Genomic DNA, 23,904 nt, shown 5'->3' with positions numbered 1-23,904 from the left:
GCGAGTGTCGGAGCGTTGGTGGTGACGGCCCTGCCCGCCGCTGCCGCCGCGCCAGGGGCTCCAGGTGGTCTGACGTTCGAGCGAGCGGCGACTCACACGCCGGTCCTGGCGGCCACCGTGTCGGACCCCGATGGCGGGAGCGTCGACGGGCAGTTCTTCGCTCGACGTGCCGGAGCCGGGACGTGGGACCTGGCCAACGGGACGCGCGTGTCCGTGCCTTCCGGGTCGGTCGCCCGGTTGACGCTGCCGGCGCTGCCGGCGGGGCAGGACGTCGAGTGGCAGGTGGCCTCGTGCGACGCCTCGTCGTGCTCCCCGGTGTCGGCACTGCAGGCGAGCCAGGTGCAGCCGCTCGTCGGAGCCGGTTCCCGCAAGGGGGCGACGACCGTGCCGTTCCAGGTCGGTGACCGGGTCAGCGCGGCGGTCGACGTCGCGACCGGCAACCTCCAGGTGACCGCGACCGGTCTGTCAGCCCCGGGTGTCACGGGCGACCTGCCGGTGGATCTGGCGTACAACTCGTTCGCCATCGGCGCCGGGACCATCCAGGACCAGCCGGTGTCGCCCTTCGGTCGCGGCTGGTTCGCCACCGCCGGACACATCCTGTCCGCCCAGGCGGACGGCTCCGTCATCCTGTTCGCCGGTTCGGGTCAGGCAGCGACGTTCGTCCCGAACGGCGCCGGTGGTTGGGCCCCGCCCGCGGGCATCACCGCCGACCTCGTCGCGGTCGCCGGCGGTGGGTGGACGCTCACCGACCACGGCTCGCAGCAGAAGTGGACGTTCGACGCCTCGGGTTTCCCGCACTCGGTCGCCGACCGCAACGCCAACACCCACACCCTGGTCTACGGCCCTGCGGGGTCCGGCATGCCCACGACGATCACCGCCACGCGCGGGGGTGGCGACCTGGACGTCGACCTGTCCTACGACGACCAGCAGGCGTACGAGATCGCGCAGGGACCGGCGAACGACCGCCGCACCGTGCAGCTCGGGTACGACTCCGACCGGCGCCTCGAGGTCATCACCGACGCGCTCGGGCGCGACACCACCTTCGAGTACGACGGTGCTCTGCTGACGAAGATCTCCGCGCCGGGTGTCCCGGCCACGGAGTTCACCTACGACGGCCGTAACCGCGTCACCGCGGTGGCGCAGAACTTCGGCGACTCCTGGACGCGGTTCGCCTACACCGCGGACACCGAGACGCTCGTGTCCGACCCCGAGCAGGACCAGGCCGGATCCCCGGCATCCGGACCGCACACCACGTACACGCTGACCTCGGACATGCAGGGCCAGGTCACCAAGGCCGTCGATGCCGAGGGCCGCGAGCGTGGCGCCACCTTCACTCCGAACATCGACCCGGCCACCCAGTCGCAGGGCTCGGGTACCGGGGCGCAGACCACCACGTACACCTACGACGCGAACGACGGGGAGTCGCTCACCAACCTCGCGACCCAGGGCGGTGCTTCCAGCACGTGGGAGTACGGCAACACCTCCGCTGCGTCGAAGTACTCGCCCAGCGGGATGACCGACGACGCCGGGAACTCTTCGCTGTACACCTACAACGGCACCGGTAACCAACTCACCTCGACTGATGCCCTCGCCGCCGAGGCCGCGCTGACCTACAACGCGGACGGGACCGTCGCCACGGCGACCGCACCGGGCAACACCGGCAACGCCACCACCTACGGATACGACGCAAACAAGCAGCTCACGTCGATCACCCCGCCCACCGGCACGAGCCTCGGCGTACGGAACCTGACCTACGACCAGTACGGGCGCACCGCGACCGCCTCCGACGGCAACGGGGTCACCACCAGCTACACGTACGACGACCTCGACCGCCTCCTCGCGCTCGACCACGACACCACGCCCGCCAACCCGGACATCGAGTACGACTACGACACCGCTGGGCGCGTCGCCACTCGCGAGGACGTCTCCGGCACGACGACCTACAGCTACGACTCCATGTCCCGGCTCACGTCGCGGGTGCACACCCTGGATGCCGAGCCGGTCGTCTACAGCTACGACAAGTCCTCCCGCCCGAAGACCACCACCGACGGGCGCGGCACCACCGAGTACCTCTACGACGACGCCGGTTCTCAGACCGCCCAGGTGACCCGCTTGGGCGACGACGAGAGCTGGACCCGGTTCGCCCTGGACGACAAGGGCCGGCGCACCGACACCTGGATGCGCACCAACGAGGACAACACCGCCTGGGCCGCGCACTCGACGTCCACGTACGACCCGTCCGGGCGGATCACCGGCATCAAGGCCGAGTCCTCGAGCTGGGGCAGCAACATCACCCCGGTCGTCGACATCACCCTGTGCTACACCGCCGGCACGACCGCACCGACGTGCTCCGGCACGGCTGCGAACGACCGGTCGCTGATCCAGTGGCGCAAGGACAACATCACCGGCCAGGTCGCCTCGTACACCTACGACGGCGCCAACCGGCTCACCGGCGTCTCCGTTACTGCCGGCACCGACGGCGACGGCAACCCGTTGCCCGCCGAGACCTACTCCTACACCTACGACACCCGCGGCAACCGGCTCACGGCCACCGGACCGGAGGGCACCCAGACCCGGACCTACAACGCGGGGAACCAGACCACCAGCACGGGCTTCGCCTACGACGGAGCCGGCAACCTCATCAGCGACCCCGAGGCCGGTGACCTGACCTACACCGCCGGCGGCCAGCTGGCCACAGCCGAGAACAACGGCACCTGGGAGTACACCTACGCCGGCGTCGGCAACGGCGAGCTCCTGGCCCAGACCGACCCTAACGGCCAGGACAAGTACCGCTACGGGTACGGGCGCACCAATTCCGTCGGCAAGCCGATCATCGAGCAGGTCTACCACTCCGGCTCCCGGGCCTACCTCGAGCACGATGCCAACGGCACCCCGCTGGTCATCCGGTCCGACTCGGGAAACATCGACGACCAGTCGATGTACGTCTACGACAACCTCGGCTCCCCGCTGGCGCTGATCACCCAGAACAACACCGTCTCCGACGCCTGGGAGTATGACCCTTACGGCGTCGCCGACCTCACCGAGCAGTCCGTCGCCGAGGCGTACACCCCGTTCATGTTCACCGGCGGCCTCAACGACCGGGTCACCGGTTGGACCCTCAACGGCGCCCGCTACTACGACGCCGGCGAAGGTCGCTGGACCCAGATGGACACCCTCGACGCACCCCTCGACCCGTCCAACGCCAACCGGTACGCCTACGCAGCGAACAACCCGATCAACTACGTCGACCCCACGGGACTGAAGTCCGGGGCTGACCTCGTCGGAGACGTCGCCGGAGCCGTGCTCACCGCCGTCATCGTCGCGCCCTTCGCCGCAACCGTAGGATTACCTCTCGGTCTCACAGTCGCAGCGGTGGCTATTGTCACTGCGGGCGCTGGATGCGTGGGTGGCATGTTCGGGGAGGGTGTTTCCTCCAAGGTCAAGGGCAAGCGCGCCAGCCGGAGCGACCTGGGGTGGTCTTGCGCCAGCGGCGCCATCACCGCTGGAATCGGAGGGTGACGAGTATGGGCTCTGTGACCGGGTGGATCGGCCTGGCGGTCCTGCTGGGCGGGGGTCTGGCGTGCCTCCTCTTCCCGCGGCAGATCCTCAGGTGGTCCGTGCGAAGGGGGGATCAGAATGCGACCGAACCTGGTCAGGCCGGCATCCTTCGCGGCGGCGGGGTTTTCCTGATCGCCCTCGGCATTGGGGTTGTCTTCCTGATCACCAGCTGATCAGTGCGACGTTACGACGGGCGTGATCCTGGAGCGGCGTCGCATCGTTGGGGGCGTCGCTGACCGATCTCCGGCTGTTCGCCTGTACACAACACCACCATCAGCCTCTACACAGCCCCTGACCTGCAGATACGTACCACCTGGTCGGAGAGTTAGCCCAACAAGCCACATCACCGGAACCCCCGGTCGGAGAGATCCGACCGGGGGTTTCTTCGTCGGAGGTGACGAGTCGCGGTGGCGCCGAGGGCCGCGAGCGTGGTGCGAGGTTCACGCCGAGCATCGGCCCAGCCACACAGACGCAGGGCTCCGGGACCGGCGCCCAGACCACCACGTACACCTACGGCGCGAACGCCGGAGAGTCGCTCACCGACCTCGCGACCCAGGGCGGTGCATCGTCCACGTGGGAGTAGGGCAGCGCCACCACCTACGGGTACGACGCGAACAAGCAGCTGACGTCGTTCACCCCGCCCGTCGGCACGAGCCTCGGCGTGCGGAACCTGACCTACGACCAGTACGGGCGCACTGCGACCGCCTCTGACGGCAACCGCGTCACCACCAGCTGCACCTATGACGATCTCGACCGGCTCCTCGCGCTCGACCACGACACCACGTCCGCCAACCCGGACATCGAAGACGACCACGACAGCGCGGGTCGGGTGGCCACCCGCGAGGACGTCTCGGGTACGACCACGTGCAGCTACGCCGCGGATCAGAACGCTGGCCGGTGACATCACGGCGAGCCGGGGCGCCCGCTACGTCGACGCCGGTGAAGGGCGAGTGTCCGTAGCCGGAGGCGCCGGAAGTGCCTTCGTCGGAGGGTATGGGTCCCACACCGGATGTCGCGATCGTGGCGCAGACGGAGGCAGCCACTGCGGGCGTCCTGCGCCGCGACGACCGCGTGCCCGACGCCGAGGCGGCCACGCTCGCGCACGTCGTGTCGGCGGTGCTGTTCCTGGCGATGGCCGCGCCCGTCGGCGCCGGGGCCGGGGTCGACGGACATCAGGCGGCAGGTGGCGGCCCTCCTGGGCACCGGGAGCCGGTGAACGGACGAGCACGGCGAGAACCCCCGGCCGGACGGTTCCGACCGGGGTTCTCCTCCTCGCGGGGTGACGCCGGCAGCGGTCAGCGGACGTCGGACGGCGGAGGCACGTCGGTGTCGACCACGACCTCCTCGACCACGACCGGCGTGACGGCGTCGACCTCGTCCACCGTGACGTCCTGGTCCCCGTCGCCGGAGCGCGCGGCCGTGGCTGCGGCCGCGGCGGCGCCGGCGGCGGCGAGGCCCACCCCGGCGGCCACGGCCTTGGCCGAGACGCCGGCCTTGCCCGTGTCGCCCTGGGACGCCGCGGCGTCCTGGACGCCGGGGGTGCCCGCACCGGCACCCTGGTCGACCGAGCCGCGCCAGGCGCCGGTGGCGTAGCCCTCGGCCTCGATGAACGCCTTGAACCGCTCGACGTCCTTCTCGGCCTGGTTCTCCACCACGTTCAGCTTGTCGCCGACCTTCTCGACCAGCCCCTCGGGCTCGTACTCGAGGGTCAGGTGCACCGAGGTCTGCCCGCCGCCCAGGTCCTCGAAGGTGACGGCACCGGCGTTGGTCGCGCCCTCGGTGGCGGCCCAGGCGATCCTGCGGTCGGGGACCTGCTCCAGGATGCGTGCCTCCCACTGGCGCTTCACACCGGCGATCTCCGCCACCCAGCGCAGGCGGTCGTCCTCCAGCTGGGTCACGCTCGTGACGCCGCCCATGAACTGCGGGAAGTCCTCGAACTGCGTCCACTGGTTGTAGGCCACGCTCACGGGGACGTTCACCAGGACGGACTTCTCGACCTTCGTGGTCATGACTGCTCCTCACGTCGAGCCTCGCCCGGGCCGGTGGGGCTGCAGCCCGGTCCTCCCCAGCATGCGCGCGGACGGTGCCGGGCGCGCGGGCAGCCGCCCCCGGCGACCGGTCAGCGCGCGAACGCGATGACGCCCGTGATGACGAGGCTGATCCCGACGGTCCACAGCGTGATCGCGACCGCCTGCCACGTGAGGATGCGCGCCCGCGGGACACCGGAGGCGGCCAGTGCCGCCGCGGTGAAGTGCGTGGGGATCAGCAGCGGACCGAGCAGGCTGACTCCGGCGACGCCGTACCGGGCGAACGCGCGGTCGAACTTCTGCCGCCGGGCGCTCGGGGCGGCGACGAGCCGGCCCCCGCGGGTCAGCACGGCGGTGCGGGTGCGGATGCTGACCAGGACCACCACCAGCACGGCCAGGAAGTTGCCGGCGATGGCCGCGACGACCGCGAGGACCGGGGCGATGCCGCCGACCACCCCGATGGCCGCGGCTCCCTCGCCCTCGACGAACGGCACCGCGCCGGCGAGCGCGACGCCCGCGGGCTGGAGCCAGGCGGGGAGCTGGGCGACCAGCTCCTGGAACTGCGGGACGACGTCGGGAAGGCTTGCCATGGTGACCCCCGGGGTTGCGGACGGGACGTGCGGTTCGGTGTCTCCATGCAACGGCCGCGGACCAGCTGCGCGGCAGTGGCGTGGTGTCACCCGGTTCCGTGGGGTCGCGCGGGTCGGGGCATGACGGATGTCATGCCCGTACGGTCGGGCCCATGGGTGCTCCCGGGCGGATGGCGGTCGCCGTCGGCGTGCGCGCGACCTGGTGGTACACCGTCGCCGGGCTCGTGCTGCTGGACTTCCTGGTCCTGGCGAACTGGTGGCTGTGGTTCCGGCAGCTGCCGGCGGCGGCGGTGGTGGCCGCGGCACCGGGCCTCGCGACGGCGGGCGTCGTGCTGCAGGTGGGGGCGGCCGCGCTGCTGGTGCTCGACTACCCGGCGGGTGCCGCGCACGGCGAGGACGAGGTGCCGGACCGCGGTCGTCGGCGCCGGACCGCGGCAGCCCTGGCGGCGGGAGGCGTCGGCGCGGCGCTGCTGGGGGTCACGACCGGCTCGTGGATGATCTCGGCGGGGGTCGTGGCGTTCCTGCTGAGCCTGCTTCCCTGGCCCGCGGGCATCCGCTGGCGGTTGGTCGTCGTCCTGACCGTGGTGCTGGCGGGGCTCTGGGTGGTGGACGCGCCGCGGTTCGCCACGGACGTGCCGGGAGACGCCGACGTCGCGACGCTGCCGCCCACGCTCGTCCTCCTGCTCCCGGCGCTGTCGGCGTTCTCGCTGTGGTGGTGGGACATCGTGCGCGAGCTGGACCGGGCCAGGCAGACGGAGGGCGCGCTGTCCGCGACGCGCGAGCGCCTCCGGCTGGCCGGGGAGGTGCACGACCTGCAGGGGCACCACCTGCAGGTGCTGGCCCTGCAGCTCGAGCTGGCGGAGCGGCTGATCGAGCACGACCCGGCCGCCGCGGCCGAGCAGATCCGCACGGCGCGGGTGTCCGTCGACGAGGCCCGCGCGGGGACGCGCGACCTGGCGACCCGGTTCCGGGGTGTCCCGCTGCCCGACGAGCTGGCCAACGCCGCCGACCTGCTGCGCGCCGCCGGGCACGAGGTGGAGGTGGTGCTCGGCCCCGGCGCCGAGGACGCCCCGGCCGACGTGCTCGGGCCGCTGGTCCGCGAGAGCGTGACGAACGTCCTCAAGCACGGTGCCGGCAGCCGGGCCCGGATCAGCCTGCGGCGTGACGCGGACCGGTGGCGGTACGTCATCGCGAACGACCGCGACCCCGGCGCGGACGAGGAAGGGCCCGCGGGGTCCGGCATCGCCGCGATCCGGGACCGGATCGGCGCTCTGGGCGGCACGGTCCACGTCCGCACCGACGACGACTTCGAGCTGACGGTCGTCGTGCCGGCCGGTCGGGCAGGGCAGGGGGTGCGCGCATGATCCGGGTGCTCGTGGCCGACGACGAGGACATGATCCGCAGCGCGCTCGCCATGCTGCTCCGCCTCGAGCCCGACCTCGACGTGGTCGCCGAGTGCCGGTCCGGCGAGGAGGCGCTCGCGGAGGCGGCGCGCACCCGGCCGGACGTGTGCCTGCTCGACCTCGAGATGCCGGGAATCGACGGCATCGAGACGGCCGAGCGCCTGGCCCGCACGGTGCCGACGCGCTGCCTGGTCGTCACGAGGCACGCGCGACCCGGCGTGCTGCGCCGGGCGCTGCAGGCCGGCGTGCACGGGTTCCTCCCGAAGTCCCGACGGGCGCAGGACGTCGCCGAGGTCATCCGGCTGGTGGCCGCCGGCCGCCGGTACGTCGACCCGGAGGTCGCCGCGGACGCGCTCGCCGACGAGCGCAGCCCGCTGACCGACCGCGAGCTCGACGTCCTGCGCGCGGGCCGGCGCGGGGAGACGATCGCCCAGATCGCCGCCACCGTGCACCTGTCGCCGGGCACGGTGCGGAACCACGTGTCGTCGATCCTCGGCAAGGTCGGCGTTCCGACGCGGCAGCAGGCCGTGCTCGCGGCCGAGGAACGCGGGTGGATCTGAGCAGTCGTCCGGCTGCGGCACTGGTGGGACCTACGCGGTCCGACGCGGATCGCCCGGCCGGCGGACCCCCGGACCGAGCCGCACCGCCGGTACGGACCGGACGAGCGACAGCCGGTCCCGGAGCCGGGCGTTCTCTGCCTCCAGCCGCGCCACCTGCTCCTGGAGGCCCGCCACCCGGTGCTGCGCCCGGGACAGCCGGCTCCGGAGCGCCACGGTGCGGTCGTCCACCGCGTCTCGCGGGACCGTCGCCTGCAGCGCCCGGATCCGGGTGGCGAGCTCACGGTGCTGCCGCAGGTAGCTCACGGAGCAGTGCGCCGCGATGGCGATCGACAGGAAGTCGAACGGGCCGCCCTGCTGCTCGGCCATGTCGAGGGCCTGCTCCGCGTGCTCCCGCACGATCTCGGCGCGGTGCCGCGCCTGCTGGATGACGTCGCCCTGCGGCGTCGACTCGTCCGTCTGCACAGGGGTCACCCTGCTCCTCGGGAGCGGGGGCGGTCCGGGCCGGAGGTCCCTCGCTCCGCGCGCGGTGGTGGCGCACCGATGCCACTCTCGTCCCATGACCGGACACGTCCAGCAAGCGGCGTCGCGCGCCGGCGACCACCCCCTCCTCGAGAAGGGCGCTCGCCTCGGCTACGCGGCCAGCGGGGTCCTGCACCTGCTGCTGGCCTGGGTGACCGTCCAGCTGGCCTGGACGTCCGGCGGCGAGCAGGCGGACCAGTCGGGGGCGCTGCAGCAGGTCGCGGGGAACGGGCTCGGGAAGGCGCTCCTGTGGGTGCTGCTCGTCGGGTTCGTGCTGCTCGCGCTGTGGCAGGCCACCGAGGCGATCGCGTGGGGCGAGGCGAAGGACCGGGCCAAGGCCGCGGCGAAGGCCGTGACGTACGCGGTGCTGGCGTGGACGACGGTGTCCGTGCTGACCAGCGGCTCGGGCGGCGGATCGGGTGGCGCGACGTCGAGCCTGATGTCGTCGGGGCTCGGCCGGGTGCTGGTCGGGCTGGTGGGCGCGGGCGTCGTGGTGGTCGGCGGCTACCACGTGGTGAAGGGCTGGAAGGAGAAGTTCCTCGAGGACCTCGAGTCCAGCCCGGCGCCGTGGGTCCGCACGGCCGGCAAGGTCGGGTACATCGGCAAGGGTGGGGCGCTCGCGGTCGTCGGCGTGCTGCTCGTGGTCGCGGCGGTGCAGAGCGACCCGGAGAAGGCCCAGGGCCTGGACGCCGCGCTGCACGCGCTGGCCGGGCTGCCGTTCGGCGCGGTGCTGCTCACGCTGATCGCGCTCGGGTTCGCCGCCTACGGCGTGTACGCGTTCGGGCGGGCGCGGCACGCGAAGGTCTGACGCACTTCCGCCGTCGCGGGCAGCGGGTCTAGCGTCGCGGGCATGGGCCAGGTCATCGCGTCGGCGTCCACGTCGCTGGACGGCTTCATCGCGCGGCCGGACCACGGCATCGACGAGCTGTTCGGCTGGTACGACGACGGCGACGTCGTCGTGGAGAACGCGGGCGACCTGCCGGCGTTCCGCCTGACCGAGGCCAGCGCGGCGTACTGGCTGGCGTGGCGCGAGTCGCTGGGCGCGCTCGTCGTCGGTCGCGAGCTGTTCGACCTCACCGACGGCTGGAGCGGGGTGCACCCGCTCGGCGTGCCCTTCGTGCTGCTCACGCACCGGCCCGTCACGGCGTCGGCGGCGCTCGGGTCCCCGGACCTGGTGGTCATGCACGAGGGGATCGTCGAGGCCGTGGCCGCCGCGCAGGAGCTGGCGGGGGACAAGGTGGTCGGGGTCGCCGCGGGCACGATCGCGTCCCAGGCGCTGCGGGCGGGGCTGCTGGACGCCGTCAACGTGGACCTGGTGCCGGTGTTCCTGGGCACGGGGCGGCCCTACTTCACCGACGCCGTCGAGTGGCCGGCGGTGCTGGGCGACCCGACGTCGGCGGTGCAGGGGCACCGGGTGACGCACCTGTCGTTCCCCGTGCTGCGGTGACGAGCCCGGAGCCGTCTGGTCGAGCAAGGAGTTCTCTGGATCGCGTTGTGCGCCTGAGACGCCCCGGGTGACGCCACTCAGCCCTCGCTGTGCACCCGGTGGTGCAGGTGCACCACGCCGTTGCCGAACCGCTCGACGTCCACCAGCGACAGGTCGAGCCGCAGGTCCGGGGGCAGAGCCGCCGTCCCGCCGCCGACGACGACCGGCGACACGAACAGGTGCACCTCCCCGACCAGTCCCGCGCGGAACGCGTGCGCCGCGAGGTGCGGCCCGCCGATCAGCACGTCGTGCGGCGAGCCGGCGAGCAGCCGCCGGACCGCCTCGGGGTCGAACGCCGGCTCGACCTGCGTGCGCGCGCTGCGGGGCTCGGTCAGCGTCGTGGAGTAGACGACCTTGCGCGCGGCGTGCCACTGCCGGGCGTAGTCCTGCACCGCTGCGGGCTCGTCCGTGGTGTCCATCGTCTCCCAGGCGACCAGGACGTCGTAGAGCCGGCGCCCGAGCAGGTACGTCCCGACGTCCCGCTGCAGGTCGTCGACCCGCTGGTGCACCTCCTCGTCGGGCACGCTCCAGTCGAACCGGCCGTCGCGGTCGGCGACGTACCCGTCGAGCGAGGTGATGGCGGAGTAGACGAGCGTGGCCATGGCGACCTCCCGGGGCGCGTCCCGCACCGGTGCGGGACCTCCGGGACAGCAGAGCACGTGGCACCCCTAGAGTCGAGGTCATGAGCCTCGACACCGGTGTCCTGCTGCCCCGCGACCTGCCTGCCGACCAGGTGCTGCCCTACGCCCGGCGCGCCGACGCCCTCGGTTTCGCGGAGCTGTGGGTGGTCGAGGACCTGGGCTTCCGCGGCGGCATGGCGCAGGCCGCCGCCGTCCTCGCGGTGACGGAGCGCATCCGGGTCGGCGTCGGGATCCTGCCGGTCGGTGCGCGCAACGTGGCGTTCGCGGCGATGGAGGCGGCGACGGTCGCCGAGCTGTTCCCCGGGCGGCTGCACCTGGGCATCGGGCACGGCATGCCGGACTGGATGCGGCAGGTCGGCGCCTGGCCGGCGAGCCCCGTCGGCGCGTTCGAGGAGTACGTGACCGCGCTGCGCGCGCTGCTCCGCGGCGAGGAGGTCACGGTCGACGGCCGGCACGTGCACCTGGACGGCGTGCGGCTGGAGAACCCGCCGTCCGTGGTGCCGCCGGTGATCGCGGGGGTGCGCGGGCCGAGGTCGCTGGCCGCGGCGGGGCGGTGCGCGGACGGCACGGTCCTGGCCGAGCCGGTCGGGCCCGAGTACCTGTCGGTGGCGCGCGGGCACATCGGCGACGCCCCGGGCCACCGGGTGGTGGCGTACGACGTGGCTGCGGTGGACGCCGACGCCGACGCGGCCCGGGCGCGGGTCCGGCCGGCGCTCGGCTGGGTCGGCGACCCGGGCTGGGCGCCGCACATCGACCCGCTGCCGTTCGCCGCGGAGTTCCGGGAGCTGCGGGACCGCACCCCGGACCGCGACGCGTTCGCCGCCGCGCTGCCCGACGCGTGGGTGGACCGGCTCGCCGTGGTCGGCACGCCGGAGCAGGCCCGGGCGCGGCTGGCCGAGCTCGAGGCCGCGGGGGCGGACGCGGTGGTGCTCGCCCCGGCGGGGCCGGACCCGCTGGCCGCGCTGGACGCGCTGGCGGCGGTGCTCTGACCCGCCCGGGCGCGGCGGCGCGCGGGACGGCAACGGCCCCCGACCCGATCCGCGGGTCCGGGGGCCGTCGGTCCTGGCGGACGTCTGTCCCATCGGGCGTCCGCCGGCCGCGGCCAGGGATCTGACTCGCGGGTCTGCCCTCTCTGGGTGCTAGCACCTGTGCCGGGACGACGACGGCCCCCCGACCCGGAGCCGGGTCGAGGGGCCGCGCGTCTGCGGACGTCAGCGCAGGGCACGCACCTTGCGGGCGAGGACCACGAGGCCACCGCCGACCAGGAGCATCAGCCAGGCACCCGTCATCAGGACGCCGGACTGCGAGCCGGTCACCGCGAGGTCGCCGGTCGTGGCGGCCGGGACGGCAGCCGGGGACACGGCGGCCGGGGCTGCGGCGACGGGTGCGGCCACCGGGGTGACGACGTCGCCGGGGACGGCCAGCGTCACGGCCAGGTTGGCCCAGCGGCCGGAGGTGCCGCCGGTGGCGACGACCGTGTGGGCGCCGGCCGGCACGTCCTCGGGGACCCAGGCCATCAGGCGGGCGACGCCGTTCGCGTCCGCCACCGCCGTGCCGAGGAACACCGGGTCGGAGTGCAGGTAGAACGCGACGGTCTCGCCGGGCTCGAAGCCCTCGGCGACGAGCTCCATCTCCTGCCCCGGCGCGGTGGCGCTCTTCGGGGTGTCGAGCTCGGCGTTCGGCGTGCCGCCGACCTGGACCGGCTCGCCGTTCACGACGACGGTCAGCACGGCGGAGACCGCGGCGGTCTGCTTGCCCGCTGCGACGTCGATCACCAGCGTGTGCGTGCCGATCGTGAGCACCGGCAGGGTGCCGGCGATCTTGCCGTCGGCGCCGACCTTGCCCGAGGCGAGCACGGTGCCGCCCTCGCGGATGGTCCACGTGGGCCAGACGGTGGTGCCCTTCGCGGCCAGCTGCGCCTGCACGACGGCGCGGGTGGCCACCGGGACGGTCAGCTGGGTCGGGGCGGTCAGCACGGGGGTCGCGGCCAGGACCTCGACGGTGCCGAAGCCGGAGGCGCTCACGTAGGCGCTCTGGTACGACGCGAACGGGGCGACCAGCGACACGTACGAGGGGCGTCGCTCCGGCTCGTACGACGCCTCGGCGTCCCACAGGCCGACGCTCAGGCCGGACGCGGTGAACGACGCGACCCCGTGGTCGAGCTCGACCCCGTCGAACGTGCGGACCTCACCGGTCTCGCGCGAGGTCAGGGCGACCTCGACGGTGCCGACGGGCGTGATCGCGCCCTGCGGCCCCGCGACGGTGACCTTGACGAGCGCGTCCTGGCCGACGACGACCGAGGCCGCGCCGACGGTGACCGTCGGGGTGGCGACGATGCTGTCGAAGTACTGGGAGAACTCGAAGTCCTCGTAGCCCTCGTGGCTGACGGTCACCTCGACCGAGAGGAACTTGCCGAGGTCGGCGGCCGCCGGCGTGAAGGTCGAGTCCTCGCTGCGGAGCTGGCCGTCTACCATCCAGCGGTACGCGTACTCCGCGTTCTCCGGGAAGTTGTCGGCCTTGATCGCGAGCGTGGTGCCCACCGTCGGGTTCGAGCGCTCGAACCCGGTGACCTGGACGGAGCCCTCGGACATCTCGGGCAGGGCGTCGGGGTCGACGACCGAGCTGGCGAGGATGAGGTTGGACCAGTCGGCGATGACGCCCTCGTCCCAGCGCTCGTACCGGACCTCGACGTAGCTGCCGACGTCGGCCAGGGTCGGCGTGTAGGAGGTACCGGTGACCCAGCCGGCGGCGGGCGTGTACCACTTGATGACGAACTCCGTCGTGGAGGGCCACTCGCCGACGGGGGTCGCGGTGATCGGCGTGCCGACCTTCGCCTCGCCGTTGAACTCCGAGACGCCGCGGTAGACGACGTCGCGGTAGAAGACACCCTCGTCCTCGGCGGGGACCTCAGGCGTGGGGTCCTCCGGGGTCGTCGGGGTCGTCGGGGTCGTCGGCGTGGTCGGGACCTGCGCCGGCAGCGTGGTCTCGGCGACGAGGATCCACCCGCCCCCGGACGTGGACTCGTCCGGGAAGTGCGGGTCGATGTCGAGGGAGATGGACATGTTGATGTCCGACTCCTTCGGGGTGTACGAGTCACCCGTCCAGACCGGCAGCCCACCGACCTCCCACGTGTACGTGACCGTGGTCCCCTCCGGCAGCCAGTCCGGCGCCGTGACGGTCAGGGTCCGGCCGACCTCGGCGTAGCCGCCGTCCTCGGGGTCGCCGACCACGCCGCGGACGACGTAGCCGCTGAACTCGTAGCCCGGGTCCTCGTCCGAGGCGCCCTGGACGCTCGAGCTGCCCTCGTCGTCGACGGGCACGGTCTGCGCCTGGACGGGCGCCTCGGCCTGGACCGGTGCCTGCTCCTCGACGGGCGCGGGCTCGGCGACCGGAGTGCTCTCCGGCGCCTCGGCCGGCACGGTCTCCGGGGCGACGGGCTTGGGGTCGGCGACCGGCGTCGGGTCGGCCGGCACCGACACCGGGTCGGCGCTCGCGGCCGGGGTGTCGGGCGTGGTCTCGGGCGCGGTGACCTCGACCGGGCTCGTGGCCTCGACCACGGACGCGTCGGTGGTCTCGCCCTCGTCGGCGACGGCCGCACCGGTCGGGACCATGATCGCCAGGACGGCCGTCGTGACGGCCAGCGCAGCGGGACGCCGCATACGGCCCGCTCGCGTGGTGCGCACTGCGTGCACAGGAACTCCCCCAGGTAGCCGGGGACTGCTCCCCGTGTGGTGTGAACGGAGGCCTGATCGGTCGGGGACCGGGACGTGTCAGGGAAATTGAGGAACAGCCGCGGGAGCGTGGGTGCTAGCACCCGGCCCCAGCTGCCACCGACGACGAGAGGCCCCTCGATCGCGGGATCGAGGGGCCTCTCGGTGTGCGGCTGCGGCGGTCAGCTCCCGGCGTGCAGGCGCCGCCGGACGACGAGGAGCCCGCCGCCGGTCAGCAGGAGCAGGGACGCCCCGGCCAGGAGGACGCCCGCGGGCGAGCCGGTGACGGCGAGCCGGCCGTCGGCTGCCGCCGTGGCCGCGGGGACGGCCAGCTCGATGGGCAGGGTCGCCCACCGGCCCGACGTGCCACCGGTGGCGTAGACCGTGTGCGCCCCGGCCGGGACGTCGGCGGGGACGGTGGCGAGCAGGCGCGCGACGCCGTCCGCCCCGGCGACGGCGGTGCCCAGGAAGACCGGGTCGGAGTGCAGGTAGAACGCGACGGTCTCGCCGGCGTCGAAGCCCTCCGCGACGAGCTCCATCCGCTGACCGGGCGCTGCGGCGGCCTTCGGGGTCGCGAGCGTGGCGGTGGGGGAGCCGCCGGCGCGCACGGGCTCACCGGTGACGACGACCTGGAACGTGGCCGAGGTCGCGGCGGTGCCCGACGTGGCCGGGAGGTCCACCGTGATCGCGTGCGTGCCGGGGGCGAGCACCGGCAGGACCAGCCGGATGATCCCGTCCAGCGCGAGCTGACCGCCGCTGAGCACGGTGTCGCCCTCGCGGACGACGTACTCGCGGGGGAGCGGGGAGCCGCCGACCGTGACGTCGAGGGTGGCCGGGGTCGCGACCGGCACGGTGACGACCGGGGGCGCGGACACCGTGGGGACGACGGGCGCCGGGGCGGGCGTGCCCGGGTCGACCGGGGTGCCGGGCGTGCCGGGCGTGCCCGGGTCGACCGGGGTGCCGGGACCCGGGTCGGTCACCGGAGCGGCCTGGATCGTCACCGGGCCTCCGGGCGCGGTGACCGGGACCGCGTCCGTGCCCGGCAGGGAGCCGGTGACGTCGACGGTCAGCTCGAGCCCGACCTGCTCGGGCGTCGGGACGTACGCGGGGCCGTTCCCCACAGGCGCGCCGGCGACCCGCCACTGGTACGTGTAGGTCAGCCCGGACGGCGTCCACGTGCCGAGGTCGGGCACGACCGGCGTGCCGACGACGGCGGCCGGGAGCGTGACGGCGGCGGGGGCGACGACGACGGGCGCGGGGGCCGGCTCGCCCTCGAGGTAGAACGAGCGGTTCGCCGGGAACGTGAACCCGTCGTCCATCTGGCAGGCGACGTGCAGCTGGTACATCTGCTCGGCCCGGCCGGTGTAGTCGACGGTGAACGAGCCGGCGCGCTCCTGGGCGGTGTCGACGGTCAGGTCCGTGATCGTTCCGGCGTCGACCTCCTCGTAGGACGGGTACGCCCACAGGGACCACGTCGCGCCACGGGCCTCCTGCGCCTCGTCCAGGCGGCAGCTGAAGTCGTAGGTGGCGGACTGCCCGACGCGCTCGGCCCCGGAGGTCGGCTCGGAGAGCGAGGACGAGTGGGCGGAGGCGGGCAGCGCCGGGAGGAGCACGGCGCCGAGGGTGAGAGCGGCCGCGAGGGCCGCGGGACGGCGGAGCCGCCGGCCCCGGTCGAGCAGGCGTGGCATGGGATCCCCTGTTCGTGATGGGTCTGATCAGGGGTTCCATCGGCAGGGCGTGGTGACGGCGGCAGCGGTCCGGGAGGTGATCGGCGGTCGTCTGGGTGCTGGCACCCAGGGTCGTCCACAGGCCGCCCGGGCTTCCGGGTGCCGCCGGGAGGTGCGGGACGTACCGTGGCCCGATGGCGATCGGGGACATCCCCGGCCCTGACGACGGCCGGGTACTGGTGCGTGGCGACCTCGTGGTGGAGGTGCCCGCCCGCTGCGTGCGCGTGGCCGACCGGCCCGTCCCGCTGACCCGCAGCGAGTTCGAGATCCTCGTGGCCCTCGCCGAGCGGGCGGGGCAGCCGGTGTCCAAGGACGAGCTCGCGGTCGCCGTGGCCGTGCACGGCCCGCACGCGGTGCCGAGCCCGACGGACGCGGACCGGCGCAGCATCGAGGTGCACATGGCCAACCTGCGCCGGAAGCTCGCCGAGGAGGTCGGCGACCGGGACTCGATCAGCACGGTCCGCGGCCTGGGCTACCGGCTCACCCCCGAGGTGAAGGTGCCGGAGCAGCGCCACGGCGGCGCGGGCTGAGCACGAGGGCCCGCCGCGCCGCCGTCGGCGGTGGTCAGTCCCGGGAGGCCCGGGCGAGCGCAGCGCGCAGCCCGTCGGCATCGAGCTCCGCCCCGTAGGCGGGCATGTCGCGCTGGAACCGCCAGCCCTCCGCGAGCGGGCCGGCGTCGACGACGTCGAAGCCCCAGCGGTCGATCAGCTCGGTGACGACGGCCTTCGCCTCCGCGTCGTCCCCGGCGATGGCGAGCGCCCGGCGGCCGGGCGTCCCGGCGGGGGTCCCGCGCGAGCCGAGGTCGGCGGACGTGATGTGGTTGAACGCCTTGACGACGCGGGCGCCGTCCAGGTGCTCCGCGAGCATCTCCGAGACGGTGGTGCTGCCGTCGTCGAGGGCGGCGACGTGGCCGTCGCGCTCCCAGTAGTAGTTGTTGGTGTCGATGACGACCTTGCCGGCGAGCGGCGCGGCCGGCACGTCCTGGTACGCGTTGAACGGGACGGTGACGACGACGACGTCCCCGTCGGTGGCGGCCTCCTCGGCCGTGCCGGCGCGGGCGTTGTCCCCGAGCTGCGCGACGAGGTCCACGAGCGTGTGCGGGCCGCGGGAGTTGCTGACGACGGCTGCCTGGCCGTGCTGGACGGCGAGCTGGGCGAGCGTGCCGCCGATGTGGCCGGAGCCGATGAATCCGATCGTGGTCATGCCCGGGCCAACTCGCCACGGGCCCCCGTTGTTCCAGGTCACCGGTGCCGGTGTCCGCCCAGCGGAAAACCCGTTGGCCGTCGCGGGGGGCCGGACGTACGGTCGATCCACACGGGAAGGAGGTGGTCCAGGACATGAAGTCTTCCAGGACGCGTGAGGTGACTGCTCGCTAGTCGCCCGAGCAGCTCGGACGGATTGCTGATCCGTTCGCCCGCCACGCCGGCACCCGCCGGCACGGCGACGAGCGAATCCCCAGCAGTCACCGCAGCCCGTGGGAGCCGCGACCTCGTCCTTCGCGGCAGGGCCTCCACCCGGAGGCCCGGCCCACGGGCTGTTCCCTGCCCTCGACCGACCCCGACCCCGACCGGCGCGTCAGCCCCCGAGCCGGGCTCGCAGCCCGTCGCGGACGGCCGGCCACTCCTCGGCGACCACCGAGAAGTACGCCGTGTCGCCGAGGCTCCCGTCCGGCGCCCGGCGGTGCCCGCGCAGCACGCCCTCCGGCACCGCGCCGAGGCGGGTGATCGCGCCGACCGACCGGGTGTTCCGGGCGTCCGCCCGCAGCGCCACCCGCGCGCAGCCCCAGGTGTCGAACGCGTGCGTCAGCATCAGCAGCTTGCACGCCGGGTTGTTGTCCGTGCCCCACCAGCGCGGCGCGAAGTACGTGTGCCCGATCTCGACGCGCGGCACCCGCGGGTCCCAGTCGTAGAACGACGTGCTGCGCGCACCTCGCCGGTCGTCGCGTCGAGGGCGGCGAAGGCGAACCGGCCCGGGGTCGCCCGTGCGGCGGCGATCTCCTGCCGCCAGCCGTCGAGGCCGTCGGGCAGCGGCGTCGACATGCCGAACCAGATGCCGGCGTCGACGAACGCGGCGAGCGCCGGGGCGTGCTCGGTGTCGAGCGGGACGAGGCGGGCGCCGTGGCCCTCGAGGGCGAGGTCGTGCTGCACGGTCCGAGGATCGCAGACCCACCCTCTTGCGCTGCAAGGCTAATGGCATTAGCTTTGCGGCTATGGATACCTCAGCGGCACGGCGCACGCTCCTCCTGCAGCGTCCCGAGGGCGCGCTCGCCTACGACGACGCCGGGGACGGCCCCCTCGTCGTCGCGGTCCCCGGGATGGGCGACCTCCGGTCGACCTACGACGAGCTGCGCGCCGCGCTCCTCGCCGCCGGGTACCGGGTGGTCACCACCGACCTGCGCGGCCACGGCGACTCCGACGCCACGTTCGCCTCCTACGGCGACGAGGCGACCGCCGCCGACGTCGCCGCGCTCGTCGAGCACCTCGACGCCGGGCCCGCCGTGCTGGTCGGGAACTCGATGGGCGCCTCCGCCGCCGCGGTCGTCGCCGCGGACCGGCCGGAGCTCGTGCGCGCGCTGGTGCTGCTCAGCCCGTTCCTCCGCACCAGCGGCAGCGCGTTCAAGGAGGCGCTGCTCCGTCCCGTCCTCCGGGCGATGCTGGCGGCACCCTGGGGTGCCGGCGCCTGGGCGGCGTACTACGGGACGCTCAACAAGGGCAGCCGGTCGCCCCGCCTGCCCGAGCACGTCGCGGCGATCCGCGCGAGCCTGCGCCGCCCGGGGTACCTGCGGGCGTTCCGGGACTTCTCCCTCGCCCTGGACCACGCCGTCGTCGAGCCGCGGGTCCCGCGCATCCAGGCACCGGCGCTCGCCGTCGTCGGTGCCCTCGACCCCGACTGGAGCGACCCCGCCGCCGAGCTCGCCTGGATCGCCGGCGTCCTCGACGCCCGGACGCTGCTGGTGCCGGACGCCGGCCACTACCCGCAGCACCAGACCCCCGGGGTGGTCGCGGACGCCGTCCTCGCCCTGCTCGCCGACGTGGCGCCGGCCGCCCGTGCCTAGGGCCGGGCTGTCCCGGGAGGCGGTCACCCGGATCGCGCTCGACCTGGTCGACGCCGGTGGCACCACCGGGTTCGCCGACCTCACGCTCGCGAAGGTCGCGGCCGAGGCCGGGGTGGCGACCCCCAGCCTGTACAAGCACGTCGGCTCGCTCGCGGCGCTGCGCCGGGAGGTCGCGGTGACCGCCGCTCGCGACCTGCGCGCCGAGCTGGTCGACCGGACGCTCGGCCGGTCCGGCCCCGACGCGCTGCGGGCGGTCGCGCACGCGATGCGGGACTACGCGCACGCCCGGCCGGGCCGGTACGCGGCCGTCCAGGTCGCGCCCGACCCCGACGACCCGGACGACGCCGCGCTCGCCGCCGCGTCCGCCGACGTGGTCGCCCTGCTGGTCGCGGTCCTGCGCGGGTTCGCCCTGCCCGAGGACCGGACCGTCGACGCCGTGCGCGCGGTGCGGGCCGGGGTGCACGGGTACGTGGCGCTCGAGCTGGGCGGCGGGTACCGGCTGCCGCAGGACCTCGACGCCAGCTTCGCGGTGCTGGTGGAGATGCTCGTCGCCGGGGTGCAGGCGCTCGCGGAATAGGGTGGGCGCGTGGTCGAGCTGAAGACACCCCGGGAGATCGAGGCGATGCGGGCCGCGGGTGCGTTCGTCGCCCGCGTGCTGAGCAGCCTGCAGGACGTCGCACAGGTCGGCATGACCCTGAAGGACCTCGACGCGCACGCGCACCGGATGATCGACGACGCCGGCGCCCACTCGGTCTACCTCGGCTACCACCCGTCGTTCGGCGCCATGCCGTACCCGGGCGTGCTGTGCACGAGCGTGAACGACGCGGCGCTGCACGGGCTGCCGTCGGACCAGGTGCTCGCGGACGGCGACGTGCTGAGCATCGACTTCGCCGCTCAGGTGAACGGCTGGGTCGCGGACTCGGCGCTCACGTTCCAGCTCGGCACGCCCGACGCCGAGTCGCAGCGGCTGATCCGGGTCACCGAGGAGGCGCTGGCCGCGGGCATCGCGCAGGCCCGGCCGGGCAACCGGATGGGCGACATCTCCGCGGCGATCGGCGAGGTCGGGCGCGCGGCCGGTCTCGGCATCAACGCCGACTTCGGCGGGCACGGCGTCGGACGCACCATGCACGAGGAGCCGCACGTGCCGAACCTGGGCCGCCGCGGCACCGGCCTGAAGCTGCAGGCGGGCCTCGTCATCGCGATCGAGCCGTGGTTCATGGCCGGCGGCGACGGCTACGGCATCGACGGCGACGGCTGGACGATCCGGACCGCGGACGGCTCGCGCGCGGCGCACGCCGAGCACACCGTCGCGATCACCCCCGACGGCCCGCTGGTGCTCACCGCCCGCAAGGGCTGACCTGCGGCGGGACCCCGGTCCCCCGCACGGCGGATCTTCGCCGGTCCGACGTCGGGCGTTCACCCGGTGGACGCGCCACGGCCAGCGGCGCCGACCAGCCTTCGTGCGATCACCTCGACGAAGGAGCCGGCCTTGACGCTGCCCGTGCCTGTCCGCCGCGGCCTCGCCCTGACCACGTGCACCGCGCTCGTGGCCGGGCTCGCGGGCCTCGCGACCACCGCCGCCGTCGCCGCGCCGGGTGCGCCCGGCGGCTGGACGTCGCCGGCCGCGGAGGACACGTTCCACCGGCTCTCGACCTACCCGGTGTACCTCAACGTGCCCGAGGGCGTGGACCCCGCGGACGAGACGGTCGCGGAGATCTCGGCGATCTCCGAGGACGGGAACACGTTCGTGCACACCGACGCCGCCGGGCGCCGGATCGGGTTCGTCGACATCTCGGACCCGACGGCACCGGTCGGCACGGGGACGCTGGACCTCGCGGCCGACCTCGGTCTCGCGGAGGACGCGTCGCCCACGTCGGTCGCGATCGTCGGCGACCGGGTGCTCGTCGTGGTGGACACCTCCGCGGACTTCGTGAACCCGACCGGGGTGCTGGTCGTCGCCGACCTGACGACGCACGCGGTGCTGCACACGATCGACCTCGGCGGGCAGCCGGACTCGATCGTGCTCACCCCCGACACGTCGATGGCCGCGATCGCGATGGAGAACCAGCGCGACGAGGAGGCGGCACCGGCCGGTGGTGACGAGGGCGACCTCCCGCAGCTGCCCGCCGGCTTCGTGCAGCTGGTCGACCTGACGCCCGCGGACGTCACGGCCTGGACCGCGCGCCCCGTCGACCTGGTGGACGGCGACGGGTCGGCCCTGGCGCTGCTCGCGGACGCCGGGCTGGACACGCCGGAGGACCCGGAGCCCGAGTACGTCGCGGTGAACCCGTCCGGCAGCACCCTCGCGGTGACGCTGCAGGAGAACAACGGCGTCGTGCTGATCGACCTGACGCAGGGCGTCGACGACGCCGCGGTGACCCGCGCGTTCAGCACCGGCTCGGTCGCGGTCACCGGCATCGACGTCGAGGACGACGGCCGCATCGACCAGACCGGCTCCGTCCCGGCGACCCCGCGCGAGCCCGACGCGATCGGCTGGCTGGACGACACGCACGTCGCCACGGCCAACGAGGGCGACTGGAAGGGCGGCACCCGCGGCTGGTCGGTCTTCGACACCACCACCGGCGACGTCGTCTGGGACGCGGGTGACGAGCTCGAGCGGCTCGCCGTCCGCACCGGCCTGCACAGCGAGAGCCGCGCCGACAACAAGGGCGTGGAGATGGAGGGCCTGGCCGTCGCGACGCTGGGCGGGACCCCGTACGCGTTCGTCGGGTCCGAGCGTTCCAACTTCGTGGCCGTCTACGACGTGTCGGTCCCCGCCGCCCCGGCCTTCGTCCAGGTGCTCGCCACGACGAACGGGCCCGAGGGTCTGCTGCCGGTCCCGGGCCGCGACCTGCTGGTCGTGTCCTCGGAGACCGACGACTCCGAGGCGCGCGTCCGGTCCGCGGTGACGGTCTTCGGCCGCGGGGACCGGTGGGCCGGCGACGCCGGGACGCCGCAGTTCCCGAGCGTCGTGTCCGCGGACGACGCTGCCGGCGACCCCATCGGCTGGGGCGCGCTCGGGGCGCTGGCCCCGGACGTCGACGACCCGACCCACCTGTGGTCCGTCACCGACGCCGCGTTCGCCGAGACCCGCCTGCTGTCCCTCGACGTGTCCACGTCGCCCGCCGTGATCGACGGCGAGATCGCCGTGACCGAGGCCGGCGCCCCGGTCGCGCTGGACGCCGAGGGCATCGCGTCCCGCACCGACGGCGGGTTCTGGCTCGGGGTCGAGGGCGCGACCGGCGCGGAGAACCGGCTGGTCCGCGTCGACGCCGCGGGCGCCGTGCAGGAGACCGTGGCCCTGCCCGCCGATGTCACCGCCGGGCTGACCAAGTGGGGCGTCGAGGGCGTCACCACCACCACCGACGCGTCCGGCGAGCACGTCGTGGTCGCCCTGCAGCGCGGCCTCACCACGGACCCGGGGGGCCTCGGCGGCGCGGCGCGGATCGGGCGGTACGACGTCACCGGCGGCACCTGGACCTGGTTCTCGTACCCGCTCACCGCGACCTCCGCCGCGGGTGACTGGATGGGCCTGTCCGAGATCACGGCCGTCGACGCCGACTCGTTCGCGGTGATCGAGCGCGACAAGCTCAACGGGCCGGACGCCGCGGTCAAGGCCGTCTACCAGGTGGACCTGCCGGCGTCCACGCCGGGCCAGGCCGAGGTGGTGCCCCTGACCAAGACGCTCGCCGCCGACGTGCTCCCCGCGCTGCAGGCCACGAACGGGTGGACGCAGGAGAAGCTCGAGGGCCTGACCGTGGGCGGCGACGGCCAGGTGTACGTCGTCACGGACAACGACGGGGCCGACGACGCCACCGGCGAGACGGTGCTGCTCGGGCTCGGCGCCGCCGCGGACCTGTTCACGACCAGCACGACCCCGGAGCCCGAGGAGCCGGGCACGCCCGGCACGCCCGGCACGCCCGGCGAGCCCGGCGAGCCCGGCCAGCCCGGGACCGAGGTGCCCGGGGCCGGCGCGACGCCGCCGACGACCCCGCTGCGCACCGTGACCGCCGGTGACCTCGTCGAGGCGAACCGCGGCCAGGTGACGGTCACGGGCCGCCTGGTGCCCGGCAGCACGGTCACCGTGTCCGCCGACGGGTTCGCGCCCGGCGAGTGGGTGCTCGTCACGCTGTTCTCGACGCCGGCCGACCTCGGCTACCTCCGCGCGGCCGTCGACGGCTCCGTCACCGGCTCGGTGACGCTGCCGTCGACGCTGGACGCGGGCACGCACCGCCTCGCCCTGGTCGGGCAGGTCAGCGGCCGGGTGGTGTGGCGGACCGTCGTCATCGGCGCCGTCGGCGGTGCGGCCGGCGACCGGGCGCTCGCGGTCACCGGTGCCTCCGGCGGCCCGGCGCTCGCCGGGCTGGCGAGCCTGCTCGTCGTCGCCGGTGCGGGCGGGGTGCTGCTCGCGCGGCGCCGGCTCGCCGGTGGGGACCTGCCCGGGGACGCGCTCGCCGCGCTCCCGGTGCCGGCCGGTCAGGACGCGGCCGGGACGTCCGTCGCGGGGGACCGCGCGGACGCGTAGACCGGCGGGGACGGCGCACGCTCGGGGGAGGTCGTGCGTCGTCCCCGCCCACGCGGCGGGGTCGGTCGGGGTAAGCGCCCGACCGGCCCCGGTCGTCGTCCGG

Annotated in this window: 21 protein-coding genes; 13 read left to right on the top strand and 8 right to left on the bottom strand. The window is 74.3% G+C overall.

What is annotated here, in order from left to right; all coding sequences use genetic code 11:
• Positions 1 to 207: 207 nt before the first annotated feature.
• From ACWPWW_RS11385 to ACWPWW_RS11375, 3 genes are all read left to right on the top strand, one after another.
• A complete protein-coding gene (locus tag ACWPWW_RS11385; protein ID WP_454050494.1) occupies positions 208 to 3,519 on the top strand; it encodes an RHS repeat domain-containing protein in 3,312 nt (1,103 codons plus the stop codon).
• Between the two features lie 14 nt (positions 3,520 to 3,533).
• Entirely contained in the window at positions 3,534 to 3,731 is a 198-nt protein-coding gene (locus ACWPWW_RS11380; RefSeq protein ID WP_454050493.1) for a hypothetical protein, read from the top strand.
• Positions 3,732 to 4,219: 488 nt separating this feature from the next.
• Entirely contained in the window at positions 4,220 to 4,459 is a 240-nt protein-coding gene (locus ACWPWW_RS11375) for a hypothetical protein (RefSeq protein WP_454050492.1), read from the top strand.
• Positions 4,460 to 4,853: 394 nt separating this feature from the next.
• Here the strand turns inward: ACWPWW_RS11375 and ACWPWW_RS11370 are convergent, their stop codons facing one another.
• Together ACWPWW_RS11370 and ACWPWW_RS11365 are read right to left on the bottom strand one after the other, a co-directional pair.
• Positions 4,854 to 5,567: an SRPBCC family protein gene (locus ACWPWW_RS11370; RefSeq protein WP_454050491.1), complete on the bottom strand. Its 714-nt coding sequence runs from the start codon at positions 5,565 to 5,567 to the stop codon at positions 4,854 to 4,856.
• A 110-nt stretch (positions 5,568 to 5,677) separates the two neighbouring features.
• Positions 5,678 to 6,175 carry a small multidrug efflux protein gene (locus tag ACWPWW_RS11365; RefSeq protein WP_454050490.1) on the bottom strand — a complete coding sequence of 166 codons (498 nt, stop codon included), beginning with the start codon at positions 6,173 to 6,175 and terminating at the stop codon, positions 5,678 to 5,680.
• Between the two features lie 152 nt (positions 6,176 to 6,327).
• Between ACWPWW_RS11365 and ACWPWW_RS11360 the strand changes: the two genes are divergently transcribed.
• Positions 6,328 to 7,539 carry a sensor histidine kinase gene (locus ACWPWW_RS11360; RefSeq protein ID WP_454050489.1) on the top strand — a complete coding sequence of 404 codons (1,212 nt, stop codon included), beginning with the start codon at positions 6,328 to 6,330 and terminating at the stop codon, positions 7,537 to 7,539.
• Positions 7,536 to 8,138: a response regulator transcription factor gene (locus ACWPWW_RS11355; RefSeq protein WP_454050488.1), complete on the top strand. Its 603-nt coding sequence runs from the start codon at positions 7,536 to 7,538 to the stop codon at positions 8,136 to 8,138. Before ACWPWW_RS11360 ends, ACWPWW_RS11355 begins: the two co-directional genes overlap by 4 nt.
• A gap of 30 nt (positions 8,139 to 8,168) precedes the next feature.
• On the opposite strand, the gene ACWPWW_RS11350 is transcribed toward ACWPWW_RS11355, so the two are convergent.
• The gene (locus tag ACWPWW_RS11350) at positions 8,169 to 8,609 is read right to left on the bottom strand and encodes a hypothetical protein (RefSeq protein WP_454050487.1); all 441 of its coding nucleotides are present in this window, start codon (positions 8,607 to 8,609) and stop codon (positions 8,169 to 8,171) included.
• 85 nt (positions 8,610 to 8,694) lie between these two features.
• On the opposite strand from ACWPWW_RS11350, the gene ACWPWW_RS11345 reads away from it, so the two are divergent.
• Both ACWPWW_RS11345 and ACWPWW_RS11340 read left to right on the top strand, forming a co-directional pair.
• Entirely contained in the window at positions 8,695 to 9,465 is a 771-nt protein-coding gene (locus ACWPWW_RS11345) for a DUF1206 domain-containing protein (RefSeq protein WP_454050486.1), read from the top strand.
• Positions 9,466 to 9,507: 42 nt separating this feature from the next.
• Complete coding sequence (locus ACWPWW_RS11340; protein ID WP_454050485.1) at positions 9,508 to 10,104, top strand: dihydrofolate reductase family protein; 597 nt, start codon at positions 9,508 to 9,510, stop codon at positions 10,102 to 10,104.
• A gap of 77 nt (positions 10,105 to 10,181) precedes the next feature.
• On the opposite strand, the gene ACWPWW_RS11335 is transcribed toward ACWPWW_RS11340, so the two are convergent.
• Positions 10,182 to 10,745, bottom strand: a complete 564-nt coding sequence (locus ACWPWW_RS11335; protein ID WP_454050484.1) for a dihydrofolate reductase family protein — start codon at positions 10,743 to 10,745, stop codon at positions 10,182 to 10,184.
• An 80-nt stretch (positions 10,746 to 10,825) separates the two neighbouring features.
• Here ACWPWW_RS11335 and ACWPWW_RS11330 point away from each other — a divergent pair, with 80 nt between their 5' ends.
• Entirely contained in the window at positions 10,826 to 11,773 is a 948-nt protein-coding gene (locus ACWPWW_RS11330) for an LLM class flavin-dependent oxidoreductase (RefSeq protein WP_454050483.1), read from the top strand.
• A 222-nt stretch (positions 11,774 to 11,995) separates the two neighbouring features.
• Here ACWPWW_RS11330 and ACWPWW_RS11325 read toward each other — a convergent pair whose 3' ends face one another.
• Positions 11,996 to 14,443 (bottom strand): hypothetical protein, encoded by a 2,448-nt coding sequence (locus ACWPWW_RS11325; RefSeq protein WP_454050482.1) that lies wholly within the window; start codon positions 14,441 to 14,443, stop codon positions 11,996 to 11,998.
• A 233-nt stretch (positions 14,444 to 14,676) separates the two neighbouring features.
• Positions 14,677 to 16,182 (bottom strand): hypothetical protein, encoded by a 1,506-nt coding sequence (locus ACWPWW_RS11320; protein WP_454050481.1) that lies wholly within the window; start codon positions 16,180 to 16,182, stop codon positions 14,677 to 14,679.
• A 173-nt stretch (positions 16,183 to 16,355) separates the two neighbouring features.
• Here ACWPWW_RS11320 and ACWPWW_RS11315 point away from each other — a divergent pair, with 173 nt between their 5' ends.
• Positions 16,356 to 16,751, top strand: a complete 396-nt coding sequence (locus ACWPWW_RS11315; RefSeq protein ID WP_454050480.1) for a winged helix-turn-helix domain-containing protein — start codon at positions 16,356 to 16,358, stop codon at positions 16,749 to 16,751.
• Positions 16,752 to 16,785: 34 nt separating this feature from the next.
• Here ACWPWW_RS11315 and ACWPWW_RS11310 read toward each other — a convergent pair whose 3' ends face one another.
• The gene (locus ACWPWW_RS11310) at positions 16,786 to 17,424 is read right to left on the bottom strand and encodes an NADPH-dependent F420 reductase (RefSeq protein ID WP_454050479.1); all 639 of its coding nucleotides are present in this window, start codon (positions 17,422 to 17,424) and stop codon (positions 16,786 to 16,788) included.
• Positions 17,425 to 17,796: 372 nt separating this feature from the next.
• Complete coding sequence (locus ACWPWW_RS11305) at positions 17,797 to 18,111, bottom strand: GNAT family N-acetyltransferase (protein WP_454050478.1); 315 nt, start codon at positions 18,109 to 18,111, stop codon at positions 17,797 to 17,799.
• Positions 18,112 to 18,430: 319 nt separating this feature from the next.
• On the opposite strand from ACWPWW_RS11305, the gene ACWPWW_RS11300 reads away from it, so the two are divergent.
• From ACWPWW_RS11300 to ACWPWW_RS11285, 4 genes are all read left to right on the top strand, one after another.
• Complete coding sequence (locus ACWPWW_RS11300; RefSeq protein ID WP_454050477.1) at positions 18,431 to 19,276, top strand: alpha/beta fold hydrolase; 846 nt, start codon at positions 18,431 to 18,433, stop codon at positions 19,274 to 19,276.
• On the top strand, positions 19,269 to 19,853 hold the full coding sequence (locus tag ACWPWW_RS11295; protein WP_454050476.1) for a TetR/AcrR family transcriptional regulator: 585 nt from the start codon (positions 19,269 to 19,271) through the stop codon (positions 19,851 to 19,853). Before ACWPWW_RS11300 ends, ACWPWW_RS11295 begins: the two co-directional genes overlap by 8 nt.
• 9 nt (positions 19,854 to 19,862) lie before the next feature.
• On the top strand, positions 19,863 to 20,633 hold the full coding sequence (gene map / locus ACWPWW_RS11290) for a type I methionyl aminopeptidase (protein ID WP_454050475.1): 771 nt from the start codon (positions 19,863 to 19,865) through the stop codon (positions 20,631 to 20,633).
• A 132-nt stretch (positions 20,634 to 20,765) separates the two neighbouring features.
• The gene (locus ACWPWW_RS11285; RefSeq protein ID WP_454050474.1) at positions 20,766 to 23,801 is read left to right on the top strand and encodes an esterase-like activity of phytase family protein; all 3,036 of its coding nucleotides are present in this window, start codon (positions 20,766 to 20,768) and stop codon (positions 23,799 to 23,801) included.
• The last annotated feature ends 103 nt before the right edge of the window (positions 23,802 to 23,904 follow it).

It is taken from the genome of Cellulomonas sp. Marseille-Q8402 (assembly GCF_965119525.1).
This window is presented reverse-complemented; position numbering and strand designations above follow the sequence as displayed.